The sequence below is a fragment of the Propionicimonas paludicola genome (assembly GCF_002563675.1).
Lineage (GTDB): Bacteria > Actinomycetota > Actinomycetes > Propionibacteriales > Propionibacteriaceae > Propionicimonas > Propionicimonas paludicola.
In genome coordinates this window covers 2,614,067-2,631,386 of record NZ_PDJC01000001.1, presented here as the reverse complement: position 1 = coordinate 2,631,386, position 17,320 = coordinate 2,614,067, and the positions used below count along the sequence as shown (strand labels likewise).

The window sequence follows — 17,320 nt, the reverse complement described above, 5'->3', positions numbered from 1 at the left end:
GGACGCGCCGAACCCCTGATCGCCCCGGCGATCCGGACTGCTCTGGTGGTGCGTGATCGTGGCTGTGTGTTCCCCGGCTGCGACGCCCCCCGCCGCCCGCTGCGAAGCCCACCACATCACCCCCTGGTGGGCCAGCGGCCCGACCGCCCTGTCGAACCTCGCTAGTTGCCAGTCAGCCCGCCTAGATCGGCCGGGGTGGGCAAGCCTCGCCAGTTGATCAAGCAGAACCAAAGGCAAGCCTGCCTCAAGTAGGGTTGCCCTACATCGGCTTGACGCCGTTGGGCCCGATTCAGAGGACGCGAACGCATGACGCAATCAGGACTGATCCCAGTGTCAACAGCCGAACTGTCAGTGCCCGCAACTGTGGTTCAGCAGAATGACTATCAGTTTTACTCGGCGATCGTGCCAGGCAAGGCCCTGCTTGACAGTTGCTTCGTTTCCCGCCGCACAGACAATGAACACGGCGGCTTCAACAGGGCGCTGAGCACGGCCCGAGCCCGGGACATCGCAAGGTACCTCGACAGAGGTTCATCGATCCCGACCAACATCATTCTGAGTGCTCAGCGGAACGCTGGGCTCCACTTCGCAGACTCGACCCTCACCTGGCAGAACAACGGATCCAACTTCCTTGTCCTCGATGGACAGCATCGCCTCTTTAGCATGGCCTATACCCAGTCGGATTATGATTTCGTTGTGGCGATCTACGACAACCTCTCCCCGCAAGACGAGGTCCAACTATTTATCGACATTAATACGAACCAGAAGGGCGTGCCACCCGCACTGCTCCTTGACATCAAGCATCTCGCCGGAAATGAGACGGATCTTGAGTCGCAACTTCGGCATTTGTTCGATGAGGTTGCGAGGGATCGCCGGTCACCGCTTTATGGAAAGATGTCGGCCTCGGCAACGCGATCTGGTTTCATCTCGAGGGTCACATTCAATTCCGCCGTTAAGAAGCGATTCGAGGCCGGCCCTCTTGCAAACATCGGCTCATCGGAGCTTCAAGTGAGCTTGGTGATCAACTTCCTAATCGCTGCTGACCGGATCGTTACGGCCAGCGGAGCCATGAACAATCACTTGAATAAGTCGACGATCCTTCAAGCGTTTTTCGAGGTATTTGACGATGTCGTGACGATGTCGCTAGATCAGCGGCATTCACTGAAGCCTGACGATCTCACCGAGATCATGCGCCCCTTAGCGCGTCTAGCCTTCGACAACTACATCGGCAGCAACCGTCCCAGCAAGGCCAAACTGGTGGCCGACATGCGCGCTGCGTTGATTCCGACAGCAGCAGTCACCTCAGACATGCTCTGATCGTGTTGACAGCGTCGGTGGCGGCGGCTGAGCTTCGCGCGCGTAACCGCCTAGTTGTTGGTGTATCCGCATTGCAGCCCACAGTGGACCTTGCCTCCATGGTGGACGCGTATCGAACTCAAGCCAAACTTGCCGGACCTTCCCGTTTTGAGATTGAGATCCCATCGGAGTATCTCGAAGCGGCGTGGCTGGCGGATTGGGAAGCCGCATATAGTATCGCAATAACGCAGACGCGGACCTATTTGCATTCGGTCTTCTCGCCAATCAACCCCGAATGGACCGCCGTAACGGGCTACTATGCCGCATTCTTCTCCTGTCGGGCGCTACTCTACGGCGTTGGTGTTGGCCATCGAACGCTTGGTCGCGGTGGCGTGTTGCCACAAGGTCTATATGACCTTCGTGTAGTGCAAGGCCCAAGCGTCAACACCTCCACGCTGATCTGCAAACCTCAAGGCCAAGGCGGAAGCCACAAAGCCGCTTGGAGGGAGTTGGACCTGGTGCTGGCAGATCTGCTCACGCTTGGAGGTCTGGATCTGACCTCTACGAATATCATCAGCACACTGAGAACGCTCATTAGCCACCCGCAGCACGTGAGTGCCTTTCGCAATGCGATCAACTACTCGCTTGATATTGCTTCAAAGCCGATGAAGATGTGGACGTCCGAAATCGGTCGAGTCTCCGACGTTGCGGCGCTTGAGCAGTCGCTATCCACTCTGCAACACCGTCGCGGCGAACATCGGATCGAAGTCCTGCTTCTTGCCACGCTCTCCTGGCAACGGGACCTCTACTCAGACTACTTGGCGCGCGCGGTGCGACCGGATCGACGACCGAAGCGGCAGCGAGCGGAGGCCGTCGCTCTTGACGGCGCACCAGTCGGTCCCCTCCTACAGGAGTGGATCTGACGGCGCTTCACTTGAACTAGCAACACAACTCGTTTCGGGCTGTGTGGGCTTTCTGACCGGCAGTCGGGCTGGGTGATCAGGCGAGGGCGACTAGGACCGAATCAGCGATAGCGGCGGCGAGGGGGCGGGTCGCGGTCGCGGCGACGGTGAGGCCGAGTTCTGTAGACACTCTGGCGGCCGAAGGGCCGAGGGCGACGACTTTCGGGCCGGGGAGGCCGGCGGAGGCGACGGCAGACCGGGCGACGGAGCCGGCGGTGACGATGAAGGCGTCGATGGTGCCGGCTTGCCAGCGGGAGACGACCGACTCGGGCAGCGGAAGGCTGATCGTCCGGTAGACGGCGAGGTTGTGGACGTCCCAGCCCTTGGCAACAAGACCTGCGGTGGGCTCGACGGAGTGGTCGGCGGCGCCGGGAATGAGGATGCGGCCGGGTCCGGCGGGGAAGGCGGCGACCAGGGCGGCGCCGTTCGCGGGCTGGGCGACGAGGGTGGGCGTGAGGCCTACTTCGGAAAGCGCAGCGGCGGTGGCTGGGCCGACGGCGGCAACCTGAGCGGTGAGGGGGCGTCCGGCGAGCGCCTCGACCAGGGCGGGGACGGCCTTGGCGGAGCTGAGCACGAGCCAGTCCCAGTCTTCGGCCAGGGCGGCACGCAACTCGTCCAGAGGCAGCGGCTGCTGCTCGGTGAAGGCGGCCAGGATCACATCGGCGCCGGCGGCGGTCAGGGTGGCTGCAGTGCCGGAGGGAGCCCGCTCGGGGACCAGGATGGTCCGGCCGGCCAGGGGCTTGGGCTTGTCAGCGGACAGATCGACGAGGTCGGCGGCGCCGGCGGCGAGCAGCTGGTCGGCCACCTGGCGTCCCAACTCCTCGGCTGAGCTCGATGCTCCGGAGACGTGTTCGGTGAGCTGGGCGGTGCCGTCCACGGCGGTGACCGTGGCCACCAACTCCAGCCGACCATCGGCAACCGTGGCATGCGCGGCGACCGGGGCCGCACAGCCGGCCTGCAGCCGGAGCAGCACGGCGCGCTCGGCCAGCGCCGCCAGCCGGGAAGCCGGGTCGTCCACCTCGGCCAGCGCAGCCCGCAGCTCGTCGGACGCATCGGCGCGGCACTCCAGCGCCAGCGCACCCTGGGCCGGGGCCGGCAAGAACTCCGACGGATCCAGGCGCTCGGTGATGGCCGCAGCCAAGCCGAGCCGGCGCAGTCCGGCCGCAGCCAGCAGCACAGCGTCCAGGTCGGCCCCCACCCGGGAAAGCCGGGTCTCCACGTTGCCGCGGATCGCCACCGGCTCCAGATCCGGCCGCCGCAACAGCAGCTGTGCAGCCCGCCGCGGCGAACCCGTCCCCACCCGCGCTCCGGCCGGCAACGCGGCCAGACTCAGCCTGTCGCGTGCGCACAGCGCATCGGCCAGATCCTCGCGCTCGGGCACCGCGGCGAGCACGAAGTCGTCGTTCGGCTCGGTCGGCAGATCCTTGAACGAATGGACGGCCAGGTCGGCCTCACCGGCCAGCACGGCCGCCCGCACGGCACCGACGAACACCCCGGCTCCGCCCAGGCTGGCCAGGGGTGCCGTGGTCACATCGCCGTGCGTGGTGACCCGGACCAACTCGACCTCATGCCCGTGCGTCCGCAGCAGGTCGGCGACCATCCCGGACTGCGCCCAGGCCAGCTTCGAACCGCGGGTGGCCAGCCTCAGCTTCATCAGGCTCGTCCCGTCCCGGGCACGGTCGGCAGCTCCCGGCGCGGGTTCGCGCAGCAGCCGCCGGAGCAGAAGTCGCCGGCCTCAGGCTCGGGGGACGGCGCGGCCAGCTCGGCGGCGATCCGCCGGGCCAAAGCTGCCACGAAGCGCGGATCGGTGCCCACGGTCGGCGTCCGGACCAGGCGAACGCCCAGCTCAGCGGCGGTATCGCGGGCCTGGGTGTCCAGGTCCCAGATCACCTCCATGTGATCGGACAGGAAGCCGATCGGCACCAGCACCACGGCCGTGGCGCCCTCGGCGGCGTAGGCCCGCAGCGCGTCGTTCACGTCCGGCTCCAGCCAGGGCATGGTCGGCGGGCCGCTGCGCGACTGGAAGACCAGCTCCCACGGCTTGGTGACGCCGATGGCCTCGGCCAAATGGCCCACCACCTGCTCGGCCACCCAGCGGTGCTGGCTCACGTACGCGTCCCCGGACGGGCCGGACGCCCGGGCCGCCGAGGTCGGCACGGAGTGGGTGGTGAAGACCAACTGGGTGCCCGGATCGTCCAGTGACATGTCACGGGGCAACGCCTCCAGCAGCAGCGCGGCGATGGTGCCGGCGAACTCGGGCAGGTCGTAGAAGGGGGACAGCTTGCGCACGGCCAGGCCGAGGTCGGACGCAGCGAGCGCCGTCCCCAGATCCTCCCGGTACTGCCGACAGCTGGAGTAGCCGGAGTAGGCCGCCGTGGCCACGGCCAGCAGCTCGCGGTGTCCGGTCGCAGCGAGTTCGGCCAGCACGTCCGGCACGAAGGGAGGCGAGTTCCGGTTGGCCAGGGCCACCTCGATCGGCGAGCCCTGAGCGGCGAGCGCCTCGGCCAGCGCCGTCCGCAGCGCACGGTTCTGAGCGTTCAACGGGCTCACCCCGCCGAGGGTGAAGTAGTGCTGTCCCACCTCGACCAGCCGCTCGGGCGGAATCCCGCGTCCGGTGGTGACCCGCTCCAGGAACGGCACCACCTCGTCGACGCCCTCCGGGCCGCCGAAGCCGAGCAGCAGGACGGCGTCGGTCATCGCAAGACTCGGGGCAGGTCGGACGGCGCGATCCGGTGTCCGGTGAAGAACGGCACCTCCAGCCGGACGTGCCGGCGCGCGCCGGAGCCGCGCAGGTGGCGCATCAGGTCGGTCAGGTCGACCAGCTCGTCGGCCTCCAGGGCCAGCAGCCACTCGTAGTCGCCCAGCGCGAAGGCGGCCACCGTGTTGCTGAGCACCTGCGGGAACTCCCGTCCCTGCTCGCCATGCTCGGCCAACAAGGCGCGACGCTCGTCCTCGGGCAGCAGATACCACTCATACGAGCGGACGAACGGATAGACGGTCAGCCAAGTCTTCGGCTCGACACCGCGCAGGAAGGCCGGACGATGGCTGCGGCTGAACTCGGCCTGCCGGTGCACCCCGAAGCCGGACCAGGTCAGCTCGACGGCCCCACCCAGCGCCTCGCGCTGGAAGCGGCGTTGCGCCTCCTGGAGCCGCTCGGCCGAATCGCCGTGCAGCCAGACCAGCAGGTCGGCCTTCGCCGGCATCCCGTGGACGTCGTAGAGGCCGCGGGTGGTCACCCCGCCCTCGGCTAGCTCGCCGATCAGTTCGGTGACGTCGGCGGCCACGTCCACCGGGGCCGGGCCGCGGCGGGTGAAGACGGCATAGCAGGTGTAGCTGATCGCATCAGTCATGAATCGACCCTAACTCTGGCGGCGGTTTCGCGTGCAGGGGTGGCTTCGGGGGTGGTGGCGGCGTCTAGGGCGGCGGCGGCCTGGCGGCGTCCGTCGGCAATGCAATCGGGCACCCCGACGCCGCGCAGTGCCGACCCGGCGATCCGCCAGCTGGGCAGTTCGGCCAAGGCGGCTTCGGCCGTGGCGATCCGGTCCAGGTGGCCGACGGTGTACTTCGGCATCACCGAGGTCCAGCGGGTGAGCCGGGTCAGGAACGGAGCCCCGGTGGCGCCCAGCACGGTGCCCACGTGCGCGATCACCGTGGCCAGCAGTTCGTCGGTGTCGGCGGTGGCGATCGGGCCGAGGCGTTCGGGGACGAATGCGCGGATCAGCACCTGATCGCCCCCGGCGCGTCCGGCCCACTTGGCCGAGCTGACCGTTACTCCGCTGATCGGGGCGGCCTGTGCTTCCAGCCAGCCGTGGGTGGTCACCGGGGCCGGGAAGGCGGACGCCCGGTAGCCGAGGTTGATCACATTCGAGGTAGCCAGCGGCACGTCGGCCAGTGCTGCCGCGGCGGACGGGGCGACCTCGGCCAGTAGTTCGGCGCTGCTGCGGACGCCGCCGGCCAGCACCACGGCGTCGGCCTCGATCACGGTTCCGTCGCTCAGTTCGGCGTGCGCTCCGCCGCCCTCGGTTCGGGTCAGCGAGCGCACCGAGACGCCGGTGCGCACCTCAGCTCCGGCCGCGGTGAGCCGGTCGGCGACGGAGTCCACCAGGGTGCCCAGGCCGCCACGCAGGGTCTGGAAGGGGGAGCCCGGTCCGCGGGCACCCGAGGCCCGGCGGGCCGCGCGGGCCTTACGGCCCGAAGCCAGCGAGGCCAGGATCAGGCTGCGGTGGGCCGCCTCGTCCGAGCGCAGGCTGGGCAGCACGGCGTCCAGGCTCAGCTCGTCCACGCTGGCTCCGTAGATGCCGCCGACCATGGGGTCGGCGAAGCCGGTGACGATGCCGCCACCGAGCCGGCGGCGCAGGAAGGCGCCGATGGCCACGTCGTCGGTGCCCAGTTGGCGCGGCAAGACCAGATCGAGCCCGGCGCGCAGCTTGGCGCCCACCGAGAGGATGCCGGTGGTGGCGAACGGCAGCAGCCGGGTCGGCAGCACCATGCCCATCCCGGCCGGGATCGGACGCAGCTTGTCCCGCGAGCGCAGGTAGACCTGGCGGGTTCCGGAAGTCCCGATCAGCTCATCGCCCAGGCCGACCTCGCGGGCCAGCTGGGCGGCCGCCGGACGGTAGCTGACGAACGAATCCGGGCCGTGCTCGATCAGGAAGCCGTCGACGCTCTCCGTGTGCAGCTTGCCGCCGAGCCGGTCATCGGCCTCGACCAGCACCACTTCGGTGCCGGGCCGAGCGATGGCCTCCCAGGCTGCGGCCAGCCCGGCGATCCCGCCACCGACGACCAGCAGCTTCACTTGCCGGCCTTGGGCTGATAGGGGCACAGCGGGTCGGACTCCAGCGGATCACCGGTCCAGGCGTAGGCGCGGGCCCGGGAGCCGCCGCACCAATCCTGGAACTCGCAGACCCCGCAGCGTCCCTTGAACTGGGACGGGTCGCGCAGCGCGCGCATCAGCGGATCGTCGCGGTACAGCTCGACCAGCGAGCGCTGCTTGACGTTGCCCACGCTGATCGGCAGGAAGCCGGACGGGGTGACCTCGCCCAGGTTGGAGATGAAGACGATGCCGTTGCCGTCCCGGATCCCGAAGGCCCGCGACATCGGATGCGCCTCGAGGTCCTCCTTGCTCTTGCCGGCGCGCAGCAGCGGCTGGGCCACCAGGCGGCGGTAGTGCATGGCCTCGGTGGTCTTCACCCGGAACGGCGCCTCGCGGTTGATCCCCGCGGCCCACAGCAGCCATCGCTCGGCCTCGCCGGGGCTGAGCTCGGTCAGCTCGGTGCCGCGTCCGATCGAGATCAGGAAGAACAGGCTCCACTGCATCAAGGTGTGCTGGCTGAGCAGCTCGTAGACCGCCGGCAGGTCGGCCGCGGTGTTGGCGGTGACCAGGGTGTTCACCTGCACCGACAGGCCGGCGTCGGCGGCATCGTCCAGCGCGGTGAGGGTGGCGTCGAAGGTGCCCGGCACCATCCGGACGCCGTCGTGGTAGGCGGCCGTGGAGCCGTCCAGGGACAGCGAGATGGCCTGGATGCCGATCTCCTTCATCCAGAACATCCGCTCCCGGGTGAGCAGCGGGGTGACCGCCGGGGCCAGGGAGACCCCGATCCCGCGGGCGGTGGCCGCGGCCACGAGCTCGGGCAGGTCGGCCCGGCGCAGCGGGTCGCCGCCGGTCATCACCACATGGGGCAGGGCCTCGTCCGGACCGGCGAAACCGAGGATGTCGTCGAGCAGCGCGATGGCCTCGGACGTGGTCAGCTCACCGGGGGCCGCGTCCGGCATGGCCGTGGCCCGGCAGTGCCGGCAGGCCAGCCCGCAGGCATTGGTCAGCTCCCAGTAGATGATCATCGGAGCGCGCTGGTAGGCCCAGCCGTCCGGCTTCACCGAGCCGATGCCGTGCGAGGGACGTCCGGCGCCCGGGTGGCCGGCGCCCGGGTGTCCGGGCTGGGCGTGGCCGGGGTGTCCAGTGCTGGCGGGATGCATATCAGTGCTCCGGAGGGATCGAGTGGACCAGCTCGACGAGCCGGGTGAGGACGTCCGGGTTGGTGTCCGGCGGGACGCCGTGACCCAGGTTGAAGACATGTCCCGGTGCGGCCGCACCGCGGGCCACGACGTCACGGGTGGCCGCCTCGAGGGTGGCCCAGTCGCCGCTGAGGAGGGCCGGGTCCAGGTTCCCCTGCAGCGGGACGGCCCCGCCGAGCAGCTGATTGGCCTGGTCAAGGCCCAGATCGGAGGCCACTCCGATCACGTCGGCTCCGGCGGCCAGCAGGTCGGGCAGCAGGTTCGCGGTGGCCGTGCCGAAGTGCACTCGGGGGACGCCTAGGTCGGCGATGGCCGCGAACACCGCGGCCGAATGCGGCTGGACGTTGATGCGATACTCGGCCGGGGACAGCCGACCCACCCAGGAGTCGAACAGCTGCAGGGCGACGGCCCCGGCCTCGACCTGGGCGCGCAGGAAGGTGGCCGTGATCCCGGCCACCCATCCCAGCAGCCGGTTGAAGGTCTCCGGGTCCTCGGCCAACAGGGCTTTGGTCGCGGGCAGGTCGCGGTTGGGCCGGCCCTCGATCAGGTAGGAGGCCAGGGTGAACGGGGCGCCCGCGAAGCCGATCAGCGGAGTGGCGCCGAGTTCGGCCACGGCACCGGCAACCCCGGCCCGGACCGGCGCCAGGGCGTCCGGGTCGAGTTCGGGGAGGGCGGCCACGTCGGCCGCACTGCGAATCGGCGAATCCAGCACCGGGCCGACGCCCGGGACGATCTCGACGCCGATCCCGGCCAGCCGCAGCGGCACCACGATGTCGGAGAAGAAGATGCCGGCGTCCACGTCGTGCCGTCGAACCGGCTGGACGGTGATCTCGGCGGCCAGCTCCGGAGTCAGGCAGGCCTCCAGCATGGACGTGCCTTCGCGCAGCGCCCGGTACTCCGGCAGCGAGCGGCCGGCCTGGCGCATGAACCACACCGGACGCCGGGTGACCGGCTGGCCTCGGTAGGCGGCCAGCAACGGAGAGGTGGGCTGGCTCATCGTGGGATCTCGATTCCGAAGAGGGTGTGCAGGGCGTGGGAGTAGTCGTCGAGTCCGCCGGTGCGGGCCAGTTCGGCCGCGCGCAGCGAGGGAGTGTGCAGTAGGGCGTTCGACACCCGGCGCAGCGAGTGGGCCACGGCGGCCGCGGTCTCGGCGTCGTAGCGGCGGTTGGCCGACTCGATCTCCCGCTCGATGAACTGGGTGACATGTGCTCTGATCGCGGTGACCGCCGGGGTGGCCTGGCGTCCCTGCTCCAGATGCAGGTAGGTCTCCACGCCGCGGTTGACCAGGTCGCGAGCCCGCAGCACGGCGGCGGTCTGAGCGGCCGGGGCGGCGGCGCCCACCTCGTCCAGATCGATGAGGTCGACATTGGCCAGCTTGTCGGCGTCCGCGGCAACGTCACCGGACAAGGACAGATCCAGTACCGGCAGCAGTGGCGCCCCGGCCCGGGTGGCGGCCAGTTGGAAGGTGCCCAGGACCGGCTCGCCGCGGTGTTGCCCACCGCTGCAGGTGATCACCAGCTCGGTGGCGGCCAGAGCCGCGTCCAGCTCGGCCTCGGTCACCGGACGGACGTCGTGGCTGGTGGCGAACTGCTCGGCCCGGCCACTGGGGGAGTAGACCGACAGGTCGGTGCAGCCGCGGCGCAGCAGTGCAGCGGTGACCACCCGGGCGTAGCTGCCGGTGCCGATCAGCAGCACCCGGCGGCCGGCCAGGGGGAAGTGCCGGGCCTCGACCAGGTCCAGGCCGACTTGGGCCAGGGAGCGTCCGGCTTCACCCAGCCCACTCTCGCTGGCGACCGCCTTTGCCGTGGTCAGAGCCGCATCGAAGAGCCGGTGCAGGGCCGCGCTGGCCCGGGGGCCGGCCGTCGTCAGGGCGCCCCGGACCTGACCGATGATCTCGGCCTCGCCGACCACCATCGAGTCCAGGCCGCTGGCCACTTCGAGCAGGTGCTGGACGGCGGCGTCCGCGGCGTACACCTCGAACTGATCGACCAGGTGTTGATCGGCGGGAGCCAGCGCATCCCGGACCGCGGCGAGCACCAGTTCGAGGCCGCCGTGGAAGGTAGGTGTTTCTACGTAGAGCTCGAAGCGGTTGCAGGTGTTGAGCAGGATGCGTCCGGGGACGTCGGCCCGATCAAGTCGGGCCAGGATCTGTTCGGAAGCGACGCTCAACCTGGCCAGCTCGTCCAGGGCTACCAGGTTGTGGTTCACGCCGACGCTGGTCACAGGCACGTTCAGCATGGTAATCGCTGAGCCAGCGTTGGCCCGAACCGGGGTGGGGGCTGTGGGCGTCCGCTGGCAGGCCGGCGACGGGGGCCGTCCGGTCACTTGTGGAGCAGGTCGAGCCCGACCACCGAGCCGATCACGGTGAGCGCCGGCGGCTGGATGCCGGCCGCGGCGGCCAGGGCGGGCAGAGTGTCCACGGTGCCGCGGACCACCTGCTGATCGGGGGTGGTGGCCTGGGCCACCACGGCGGCCGGCGTCTGGGCGTCCAGGCCGTGCGAAGTCAGCGCCGCGCAGATGTCGGCCAGGTGCCGGACCCCCATCAGGATCACGATGGTGCCGGCGGTCTGGGCCACCACCTCCCAGTTCACGGTGCTGGACGGGTGGGTGGGGCCGACGTGGCCGGAGACCACGGTGAACCCCTGGGTGAGGCCGCGATGGGTGAGCGGGATGCCGGCCAGCTCGGGGCCGGCGATGGCCGAGGAGACCCCGGGGATCACGCGTACCGGGATCCCGGCTTCGGCGCAGGCCAGCCACTCCTCGCTGCCGCGGCCCAGCACGAACGGGTCGCCGCCCTTGAACCGGACGACGCTGGCCCCGGTGGCGGCGTGCTCGATGAGCAGCCGGTTGATCTCAGCCTGGTCCGTGTGCCGACCGCCGGGCAGCTTGCCGACGTCGATCAGGGTGGCGTCCGGCTTGGTCTCGTCCAGGCAGGCCAGTGGGGCCAGGTGGTCGTAGAGCACGACGTCCGCGCGCTGCAGGGCGCGCAGGCCGCCGACGGTGAGCAGGTCGGGGTCGCCGGGGCCGCCGCCGACCAGGATCACTTCCCCGGTCGGAGCAGGGCGGACGTTCATGAAGGGTTCCTTTCGCTATGGCGGAAGCGGGTCGGATGGGAGGTGGGTGGGGGCCGCGGGCGGCTCAGCCGGTGCGTCCGTCCGGGCCGCACAGGGCGTTCAGGGCGGCCACGGTGACGGCACTGCCGCCGCGGCGTCCATGGACGATGAGGTACTCCAGGCCGAGCTTGTTGGTGGCCAGCGCGTGCTTGGACTCGGCCGCGCCCACGAAGCCCACCGGGATGCCGAGCACGGCGGCCGGGGCCAGGGCCGGCTCGTCGGCCACGAGCTCGAGCAGGTGGAACAGCGCGGTCGGGGCGTTGCCGATGGCCACCACGGCACCAGGCAGCAGCGGACACCACAGCTCGACGGCCGCAGCAGTCTTGGTGGTGCCCAGCTCGGCGGCCAGGGCGTCCAGCCGCGGATCGCCCAGCATGCAGACCACCTGGTTGTCCCGGGGCAGTCGGGACCGGATCACGCCGCTGGCCACCATCTTCGAATCGCACAGGATCGGGGCGCCGGCCCGCAGGGCGGAGGCGGCGGCGTCCGCGAAGCCGTCCGACCAGGCCAGATCTTCGACCAGGTCGGGCTGACCGGACGCGTGCACCATCCGGATGGCGGCGGCCCGCAGCCCGGCAGGCACCCGGGCCAGGTCGGTCTCGGCCTCGATGATGGCGAACGACTGCCGATAGATCTCGGCCCCGTCCTTGAGGTAGGTCATGAGCCGCTCACCTCGCTCGATGCCTCGCCCCACAGCGCCACCAGCTGGTCGCGGACGGTGCGGGAGCGGCGCGGATCGCCGCCGGCCAGGACGGCCACCGACAGGCCGTCGATGGTGGCCGTGGCCGGGGTCCAGGCCGAGCCCTGGTCGGCCCGGTCGGCGCGGACGCAGAAGGTGTGCCGGGCCTCGGCGGCCGCAGCCACCTGCGCATTGGTCTCCGGGTCGTCGGTGGCGGCCAGGACGTACCAGGCGCCGTCCAGGTCGGAGTCCAGGAAGGTGCGCTCGCGCCAGCCGATCTTCCCGGCCTCGGCCAGCGTGGCTAGGGCGGGATGCAACTCGGGGGCCACCACGGTCACCTCGGCGCCGGCGGCCAGCAGCTTGGGCACCCGGCGCCGGTTCACGCAGCCGCCGCCGACCGCGACCACCCGGCGTCCGGCCAGCAGCAGTCCGCTCAGGTAGGCCGACGAACCGGCCTCGGCGCGCAGCTTCAGCACGCCCTCCCGGTAGCGCTGGACGACCACCTCGGCCAGCTCGGTGCAGGCGCCGATCACTCCGGCCACTCGCACCTCGACCTCGGGATGGGCGGCCACGAACTCGGCGGTCTGCTGCTGAGTCCACTGGTCGAGCCGTCCGGTGAACAGGAAGTGCGGCATCACCACGATCCGCCGGCTGCCGGCAGCTGCGGCCTGGGCCAGCGCCTCGGGCAGCGACGGCCGGGCCACCTGGATGAACGCCGCGGCCACCTGCCGATAGCCGCCGGCCTCGAACAGCAACCGGATGAGCCGGACGTGGTCGGCATTGGTCTCTGCGATGCTGCAGCCGCGTCCGACCAGAATCACGTCGGTGTCGGCGGCCGCCCAGTCGCCGCGGGCTGCGTCGATCCGCTGCCGAACTGCGGCCAGCAACGCCTTCGGCGAGCCCAGGTGCCGGGTGTGGGCCACGGCGGCGTCCGGCTGGGTGGCCTGGGCCGCGGCGATCGCCTCGGGGATGTCGTCGCGGACGTGGCCGCCGCTGCCGATCATCAGCGGCACCACCACGGCCCGTCCGGCCCGAGCCAGCAGCGGAGCCAGCGCGGCGTCGATGGTGGGCTCGGTGAGTTCGACGAAGCCTGCCTCGACCTGAACGTCCGGCAACAACTCCCGGACCCGGGCCACCAACTCCTCGGCAGCGGCCGCACCGGCGGCCACCCGGGTGCCGTGGCCGGCGATGACCAGTGGCGGGGTGGCCGCGGCGGGCGCGGAGGGGGTGGGCGGCAGGTTCGGGTGGCTCATCGGTTCATCCAGTGGTAGTCGCGCGGGGTCACCATGGCGGTGCCACCGACGCCGGTGGGCAGGTAGCGGGTGGTCGAGGATCCGATCACCACTAGGGAGTTCATGTTCACCACGGACGGGTCGAACTCGGCGATTGTCGACAAAGTGACTCGTTGGTCGGGCCGGTCGGCCTCTTCGACCACGGCGATCGGCGTGGTCCCCGGCCGGCGCGCGGCGAAGATGGCCACGGCATCGGGCAGGTGATGCAGCCGGGTCCGACTCCGCGGGTTGTACAGCACGGTGACCAGGTCGGCCTCGGCGGCGGCCCGCAGCCGCCGAAGGATGGTGTCCCAGTCGGTGTGCAGATCCGACAGCGAGATGGTGGCGTGGTCGTGGCCCAGCGGCGCGCCCAGAATCGCGGACGCGGCCAGGCTGGCGGTCACCCCGGGGACGATCTCCACGTCGATCCCGTCGGTGCCCTGCTCGAGGGTGGGCGAGGCCATGGCGTAGATGGCCGGGTCGCCGGAGCAGACCAGGGCCACCTTGTTGCCCTGCCGGGCCAGTTCGATGGCCGTGGCGGTCCGCTCGGCCTCCTTGCCCATCGGGGTGGACGCGATCCGCACGCCGGGGGCCAGCAGGTCCTTCACCTGGGCCACATAGGGCCGGTAGCCGACCACCACCGAGGCCTCCCGGATGGCGGCCTGGGCTCGTGGAGTGGTCAAATCCCGGGAGCCCGGGCCGAGCCCGACCACGGTCAGCTTGCCGCGGGCCGGGAGCCGTCCGATGGCGCAGGTGGCCTGCGGCGTCCGCTGCTTCTCGACGATCAACATCGCCCCGTGGGCGAGCACGGACGCCTCGGCCACGCTGGGGGTGCCCACCGCCCGCAGCGGTGCCTCGCTGGGGTTCGGGACGTCCTGAGCGGCCAGGGTCGGGGCCGGATAGGCCACCAGCGGGACGCCGAGTTCGGCGGCCAAGGCGACCAGGCCCGGCTCGTCGGCTTTCGCATCGACCGTTGTCAGCGCGGCAACCGAGGTCAGGGCCAGGCCAGCCTCGGTGAGGCTCTCGGTGAGCAGTGCCCGCAGCGCGGACGACTCGGTGCCGGCATTGCAGCCCAGCCCGGCGACCAGGCTGGGCGGGTTCAGCACTACGGTCGGCAGCGCGGACGGCTCGGTGAGCCGGTCGGTGACCAGGATCAGCCCGGCCACGTCCGCGTCGTTGGGGGTTGGCGCATCGGCCGCCTCGCCGGTCTGCACGGTGACGTTCGGGGGCAACGCGGGCAGCAGCCACGGCTGGCTGCGGACCAGCCGCACCGGACGCTCGTCGAGAATGGCCCGGGTCACCTCGGCGACGGCCCCCGACCACGGCCAGCCGAGGGTGTCCAGGCCGGGCAGGCCGACCGCGTCGGTGGCAGTGGTCAGCACGGCGGTGGCGTCCAGGCCGTCGGCCAGCCGGCGGGCCAGGTCGTTGGCGCCGCCGGTGTGCCCGCCGACCAGCGGGATGGCGAAGCGTCCGGCTTCGTCCAGGACCACCACGCCCGGGTCGGTGAGCTTCGACTGGAGCAGGGGCGCGATCAGCCGGGTGGTGGCGCCCAGAGCCAGGTGAGATATCACCAGGTCGCATTCGGCCCAGGCCTGCGGCAGCCCGGCCACGGCGCCGGAGGTGTAGCGCCGGGTGGTGACGCCCAGGATGGCGTCCACCCGATCGGCCCGGGCCTGACTGGCCAACCCGGAGGTGACCTGGCCGATCACCGGCTCGGACGGATGAGCCGCAGCGGACGTGGCGGCGTCCGCTGCGGAGTCTGCGAGGCTCGGCTCGGCGATCACGCCGGCCCACGCCGGGTCGGCCGCAGCCGGCGGCCGGTCCAGGATCAGCACCACATTCGGCTCGACCGGCTCGACCTGGCGGGCCTGTGCGCTGTCCAGCAGCCGCACCCGCTGGTCCGGTTCACCGAGCCGCTCGGCCAGCACCCAGTGGCGCTCGAGATCGCTCAGTCCGGCGGCCAACTCGCGGATGCCGTGCTCGGCCGAGGTGAACACCGCCACCTTGGCGCAGTCCCGGGCCAGCCGTAGGGCCGGCTCCAGCGGACGGCCGTGCACGCTGACCACGGCGGCGTCGTCCCAGGGCAGGCCCACGGCGGCGAATGCGGACGCGATCGAGGACACGGCAGGCACTACCTGCGGGCGCAGCCCGTGGCGGCGCAGTGCGCGCAGCACCCCGAAGTAGCCCGGGTCGCCGCTGGCCACCACCAGGACGTCCGCCTCGGCCGGAAGGGCGACAACTTCGGCAACGGCCGTGCTCAGCGCGCCCAGGACGATCCGGCGCTCGGCCGGCACGGCCAGAGCGTCCAGCTGCCGGGTGCCGGCCACCACCCAGTCGGCGCCGGACGCAGCGGCCCGCAGCCGGTCGTCGGGAGTGCCGAGCAGGCCGTGGACGGTGATCACTGAGGCTCCTTGGTGATGAGTTCGCTGCCGTCCGCGGCCCGGAACTCGTGCCGGAAGCCGGGGTGATACAGGTGGCTGCGGGTGGTCGAGGTCTCGGCCAGGGCCGGGCCAACCAGCACCACGGTGTGCTTCCACAGCTTGTGTTCGCGCATGGTCGCCGACAGCTCGTCCAGCCGGCAGCGCAGCAGCAGCTGGTCGGGCCAGCTGACCCGGTAGCCGACGATGCAGGGGGTGTCGGCCGGGTAGCCGCCGGCCATCAGTTCGGCCTGGAGCACCTTGTTGCGGGCTGCGGACAGGTACAGCGCCATGGTGGCGCCGTGGGCCGCGAAGCCGCGGACGGTCTCCCGGTCCGGCATCGGGGTCCGGCCACCCTCCAGCCGGGTCAGGATCAAGCTCTGGGATACCTCCGGGACGGTGATCTCGGCGTCGGCGACCGCGGCGGCCGCCGAGAACGCCGAGACTCCGGGGATCGTCCGGTGGGCGATACCGAGCTGGTCGCAGACCCGGCGCTGCTCGGCCGTGGCGCCGTAGATGCTCGGATCGCCGGTGTGCACCCGGGCCACCAGCAGGCCCTCGTCGCGGGCCCGTTCGTACAGCGGAGTGATCTCCTCCAGCGAGGCGCTAGCCGAGTCGACCAGCAGCGCACCGGGCTTGAGGTTGGCCACGATTCCAGCATCGACAAGGCTGGACGCCCAGATCACGATGTCGGCCGCGGCGATCACCGCGGCCCCGCGGACGGTGATCAGGTCGGACGCGCCCGGCCCGGCCCCGACGAAGACCACCTCGCCGGCGGGGGTGGCGGCGCTCACAGCCGACCGCCGATGCCGTCCCGGGCTCCGACGATCTGGACCGTGGAGAAGTAGGGCGCGCTGGCTTCGGTCACCTCGGCCAGCGGGGTGACTGTCTGGTCCGCACGGCCGAGGTTCACCCCGAGGACGCCGTCCCGGCCGGACGCGGCCACCACGGCGCGCAGCTCGGCCAGCTGGCGTCCGCCCTTGTAGGCGACCACGGTGTCGGAGTGGGCTAGCGCCTCGCGGACGGTCTCCAGGCCGGCCGTGGCCGGCACCAGAGTGAGCGACTCGGTACCCTCGACCAGCGGCGTCCGGCTGGCCGCGGCGAGAGCTTGCATGGCAGTGATGCCCGGCACGACCGACACGTCAACGCCGGGCATCACTGCCTGTACTTGGGCGGCGAGGTAGGAGAACGTCGAGTAGACGCTCGGATCGCCGACGGTGGCGAAGGCGACCGTGGTCGCCCCCGCGGAGAAGGCATCGACCGCCGCCTGGGCGGAGGCCTGCCAGGATTCGGTGCGCGCGCGGCCGACGCCACGCCGCTGGGCCATGCTGAACGGGATTCGGCGCAGCTTGGTCGCGGCTTCAGGGCAGGCGGCCAGGACGATCTGCTCGGCGCGTCCAGCTGCGTCCGCGCTGGCTTCGGTGGCCGGCACCAGGATCACGTCCGCCCGCTGCAGGACGGCGACCGCCTTCACGGTGATGAGTTCCGGGTCGCCAGGACCCACGCCTACCCCGACCAGGGTAGGCGTCGGGGGAGCAGGCGTTGCCGCCATGGAGCCTCCTCAGGTTTCCGC

General features: G+C 70.9%; 15 protein-coding genes and 1 pseudogene. 2 read left to right on the top strand and 14 right to left on the bottom strand.

The genetic code is table 11. The features are described from left to right. The first annotated feature begins 306 nt into the window (after positions 1–306). Both ATK74_RS12255 and ATK74_RS15200 read left to right on the top strand, forming a co-directional pair. Positions 307–1,314, top strand: a complete 1,008-nt coding sequence (locus ATK74_RS12255) for a DGQHR domain-containing protein (RefSeq protein ID WP_098461302.1) — start codon at positions 307–309, stop codon at positions 1,312–1,314. Between the two features lie 2 nt (positions 1,315–1,316). Next, the gene (locus ATK74_RS15200; RefSeq protein ID WP_143483663.1) at positions 1,317–2,216 is read left to right on the top strand and encodes a hypothetical protein; all 900 of its coding nucleotides are present in this window, start codon (positions 1,317–1,319) and stop codon (positions 2,214–2,216) included. Positions 2,217–2,292: 76 nt separating this feature from the next. Here the strand turns inward: ATK74_RS15200 and ATK74_RS15640 are convergent, their stop codons facing one another. From ATK74_RS15640 to cobI, 14 genes and pseudogenes are all read right to left on the bottom strand, one after another. After that, positions 2,293–2,934, bottom strand: coding sequence for a uroporphyrinogen-III synthase (locus tag ATK74_RS15640; protein WP_281255398.1), 642 nt, complete (start codon positions 2,932–2,934; stop codon positions 2,293–2,295). A gap of 72 nt (positions 2,935–3,006) precedes the next feature. After that, a pseudogene (hemC, locus tag ATK74_RS15515) lies at positions 3,007–3,912 on the bottom strand (hydroxymethylbilane synthase); the annotation flags it as partial. Further along, positions 3,909–4,952 carry a ferrochelatase gene (locus tag ATK74_RS12240; RefSeq protein WP_098461300.1) on the bottom strand — a complete coding sequence of 348 codons (1,044 nt, stop codon included), beginning with the start codon at positions 4,950–4,952 and terminating at the stop codon, positions 3,909–3,911. The pseudogene hemC and the gene ATK74_RS12240, both read right to left, overlap by 4 nt. After that, a complete protein-coding gene (hemQ, locus tag ATK74_RS12235) occupies positions 4,949–5,605 on the bottom strand; it encodes a hydrogen peroxide-dependent heme synthase (protein WP_098461299.1) in 657 nt (218 codons plus the stop codon). The genes ATK74_RS12240 and hemQ overlap by 4 nt, the downstream gene beginning before the upstream one ends. Next, on the bottom strand, positions 5,602–7,050 hold the full coding sequence (gene hemG / locus ATK74_RS12230; RefSeq protein WP_245840917.1) for a protoporphyrinogen oxidase: 1,449 nt from the start codon (positions 7,048–7,050) through the stop codon (positions 5,602–5,604). The genes hemQ and hemG overlap by 4 nt, the downstream gene beginning before the upstream one ends. Beyond that, a complete protein-coding gene (locus ATK74_RS12225; RefSeq protein ID WP_098461297.1) occupies positions 7,047–8,228 on the bottom strand; it encodes a TIGR04053 family radical SAM/SPASM domain-containing protein in 1,182 nt (393 codons plus the stop codon). The genes hemG and ATK74_RS12225 overlap by 4 nt, the downstream gene beginning before the upstream one ends. 1 nt (position 8,229) lies before the next feature. Continuing rightward, a complete protein-coding gene (gene hemE, locus ATK74_RS12220) occupies positions 8,230–9,264 on the bottom strand; it encodes a uroporphyrinogen decarboxylase (protein ID WP_098461296.1) in 1,035 nt (344 codons plus the stop codon). Then, complete coding sequence (locus ATK74_RS12215) at positions 9,261–10,496, bottom strand: glutamyl-tRNA reductase (RefSeq protein WP_169923842.1); 1,236 nt, start codon at positions 10,494–10,496, stop codon at positions 9,261–9,263. The genes hemE and ATK74_RS12215 overlap by 4 nt, the downstream gene beginning before the upstream one ends. A 92-nt stretch (positions 10,497–10,588) precedes the next feature. Next, entirely contained in the window at positions 10,589–11,341 is a 753-nt protein-coding gene (cobA, locus tag ATK74_RS12210) for a uroporphyrinogen-III C-methyltransferase (RefSeq protein ID WP_098461294.1), read from the bottom strand. Between the two features lie 64 nt (positions 11,342–11,405). Then, positions 11,406–12,041, bottom strand: coding sequence for a precorrin-8X methylmutase (locus tag ATK74_RS12205; protein WP_098461293.1), 636 nt, complete (start codon positions 12,039–12,041; stop codon positions 11,406–11,408). Continuing rightward, positions 12,038–13,312, bottom strand: a complete 1,275-nt coding sequence (locus tag ATK74_RS12200) for a CbiX/SirB N-terminal domain-containing protein (protein WP_098461292.1) — start codon at positions 13,310–13,312, stop codon at positions 12,038–12,040. The genes ATK74_RS12205 and ATK74_RS12200 overlap by 4 nt, the downstream gene beginning before the upstream one ends. Then, positions 13,309–15,732: a precorrin-3B C(17)-methyltransferase gene (cobJ, locus tag ATK74_RS12195; RefSeq protein WP_098461291.1), complete on the bottom strand. Its 2,424-nt coding sequence runs from the start codon at positions 15,730–15,732 to the stop codon at positions 13,309–13,311. The genes ATK74_RS12200 and cobJ overlap by 4 nt, the downstream gene beginning before the upstream one ends. Next, on the bottom strand, positions 15,729–16,541 hold the full coding sequence (gene cobM / locus ATK74_RS12190; protein WP_098461290.1) for a precorrin-4 C(11)-methyltransferase: 813 nt from the start codon (positions 16,539–16,541) through the stop codon (positions 15,729–15,731). Before cobM ends, cobJ begins: the two co-directional genes overlap by 4 nt. Then, positions 16,538–17,299, bottom strand: coding sequence for a precorrin-2 C(20)-methyltransferase (gene cobI / locus ATK74_RS12185; protein ID WP_098461289.1), 762 nt, complete (start codon positions 17,297–17,299; stop codon positions 16,538–16,540). The genes cobM and cobI overlap by 4 nt, the downstream gene beginning before the upstream one ends. Between the last annotated feature and the right edge of the window lie 21 nt (positions 17,300–17,320).

Excerpts from the sequence above, each read along its gene's own strand:
- hemQ (WP_098461299.1), bottom strand. The coding sequence starts at position 5,605 with ATGACTGATGCGATCAGCTACACCTGCTATGCCGTCTTCACCCGCCGC.
- ATK74_RS12255 (WP_098461302.1), top strand. The coding sequence starts at position 307 with ATGACGCAATCAGGACTGATCCCAGTGTCAACAGCCGAACTGTCAGTG.
- cobI (WP_098461289.1), bottom strand. The coding sequence starts at position 17,299 with ATGGCGGCAACGCCTGCTCCCCCGACGCCTACCCTGGTCGGGGTAGGC.
- ATK74_RS12205 (WP_098461293.1), bottom strand. The coding sequence starts at position 12,041 with ATGACCTACCTCAAGGACGGGGCCGAGATCTATCGGCAGTCGTTCGCC.
- cobA (WP_098461294.1), bottom strand. The coding sequence starts at position 11,341 with ATGAACGTCCGCCCTGCTCCGACCGGGGAAGTGATCCTGGTCGGCGGC.
- ATK74_RS12225 (WP_098461297.1), bottom strand. The coding sequence starts at position 8,228 with ATGCATCCCGCCAGCACTGGACACCCCGGCCACGCCCAGCCCGGACAC.
- hemE (WP_098461296.1), bottom strand. The coding sequence starts at position 9,264 with ATGAGCCAGCCCACCTCTCCGTTGCTGGCCGCCTACCGAGGCCAGCCG.
- ATK74_RS12200 (WP_098461292.1), bottom strand. The coding sequence starts at position 13,312 with ATGAGCCACCCGAACCTGCCGCCCACCCCCTCCGCGCCCGCCGCGGCC.
- ATK74_RS12240 (WP_098461300.1), bottom strand. The coding sequence starts at position 4,952 with ATGACCGACGCCGTCCTGCTGCTCGGCTTCGGCGGCCCGGAGGGCGTC.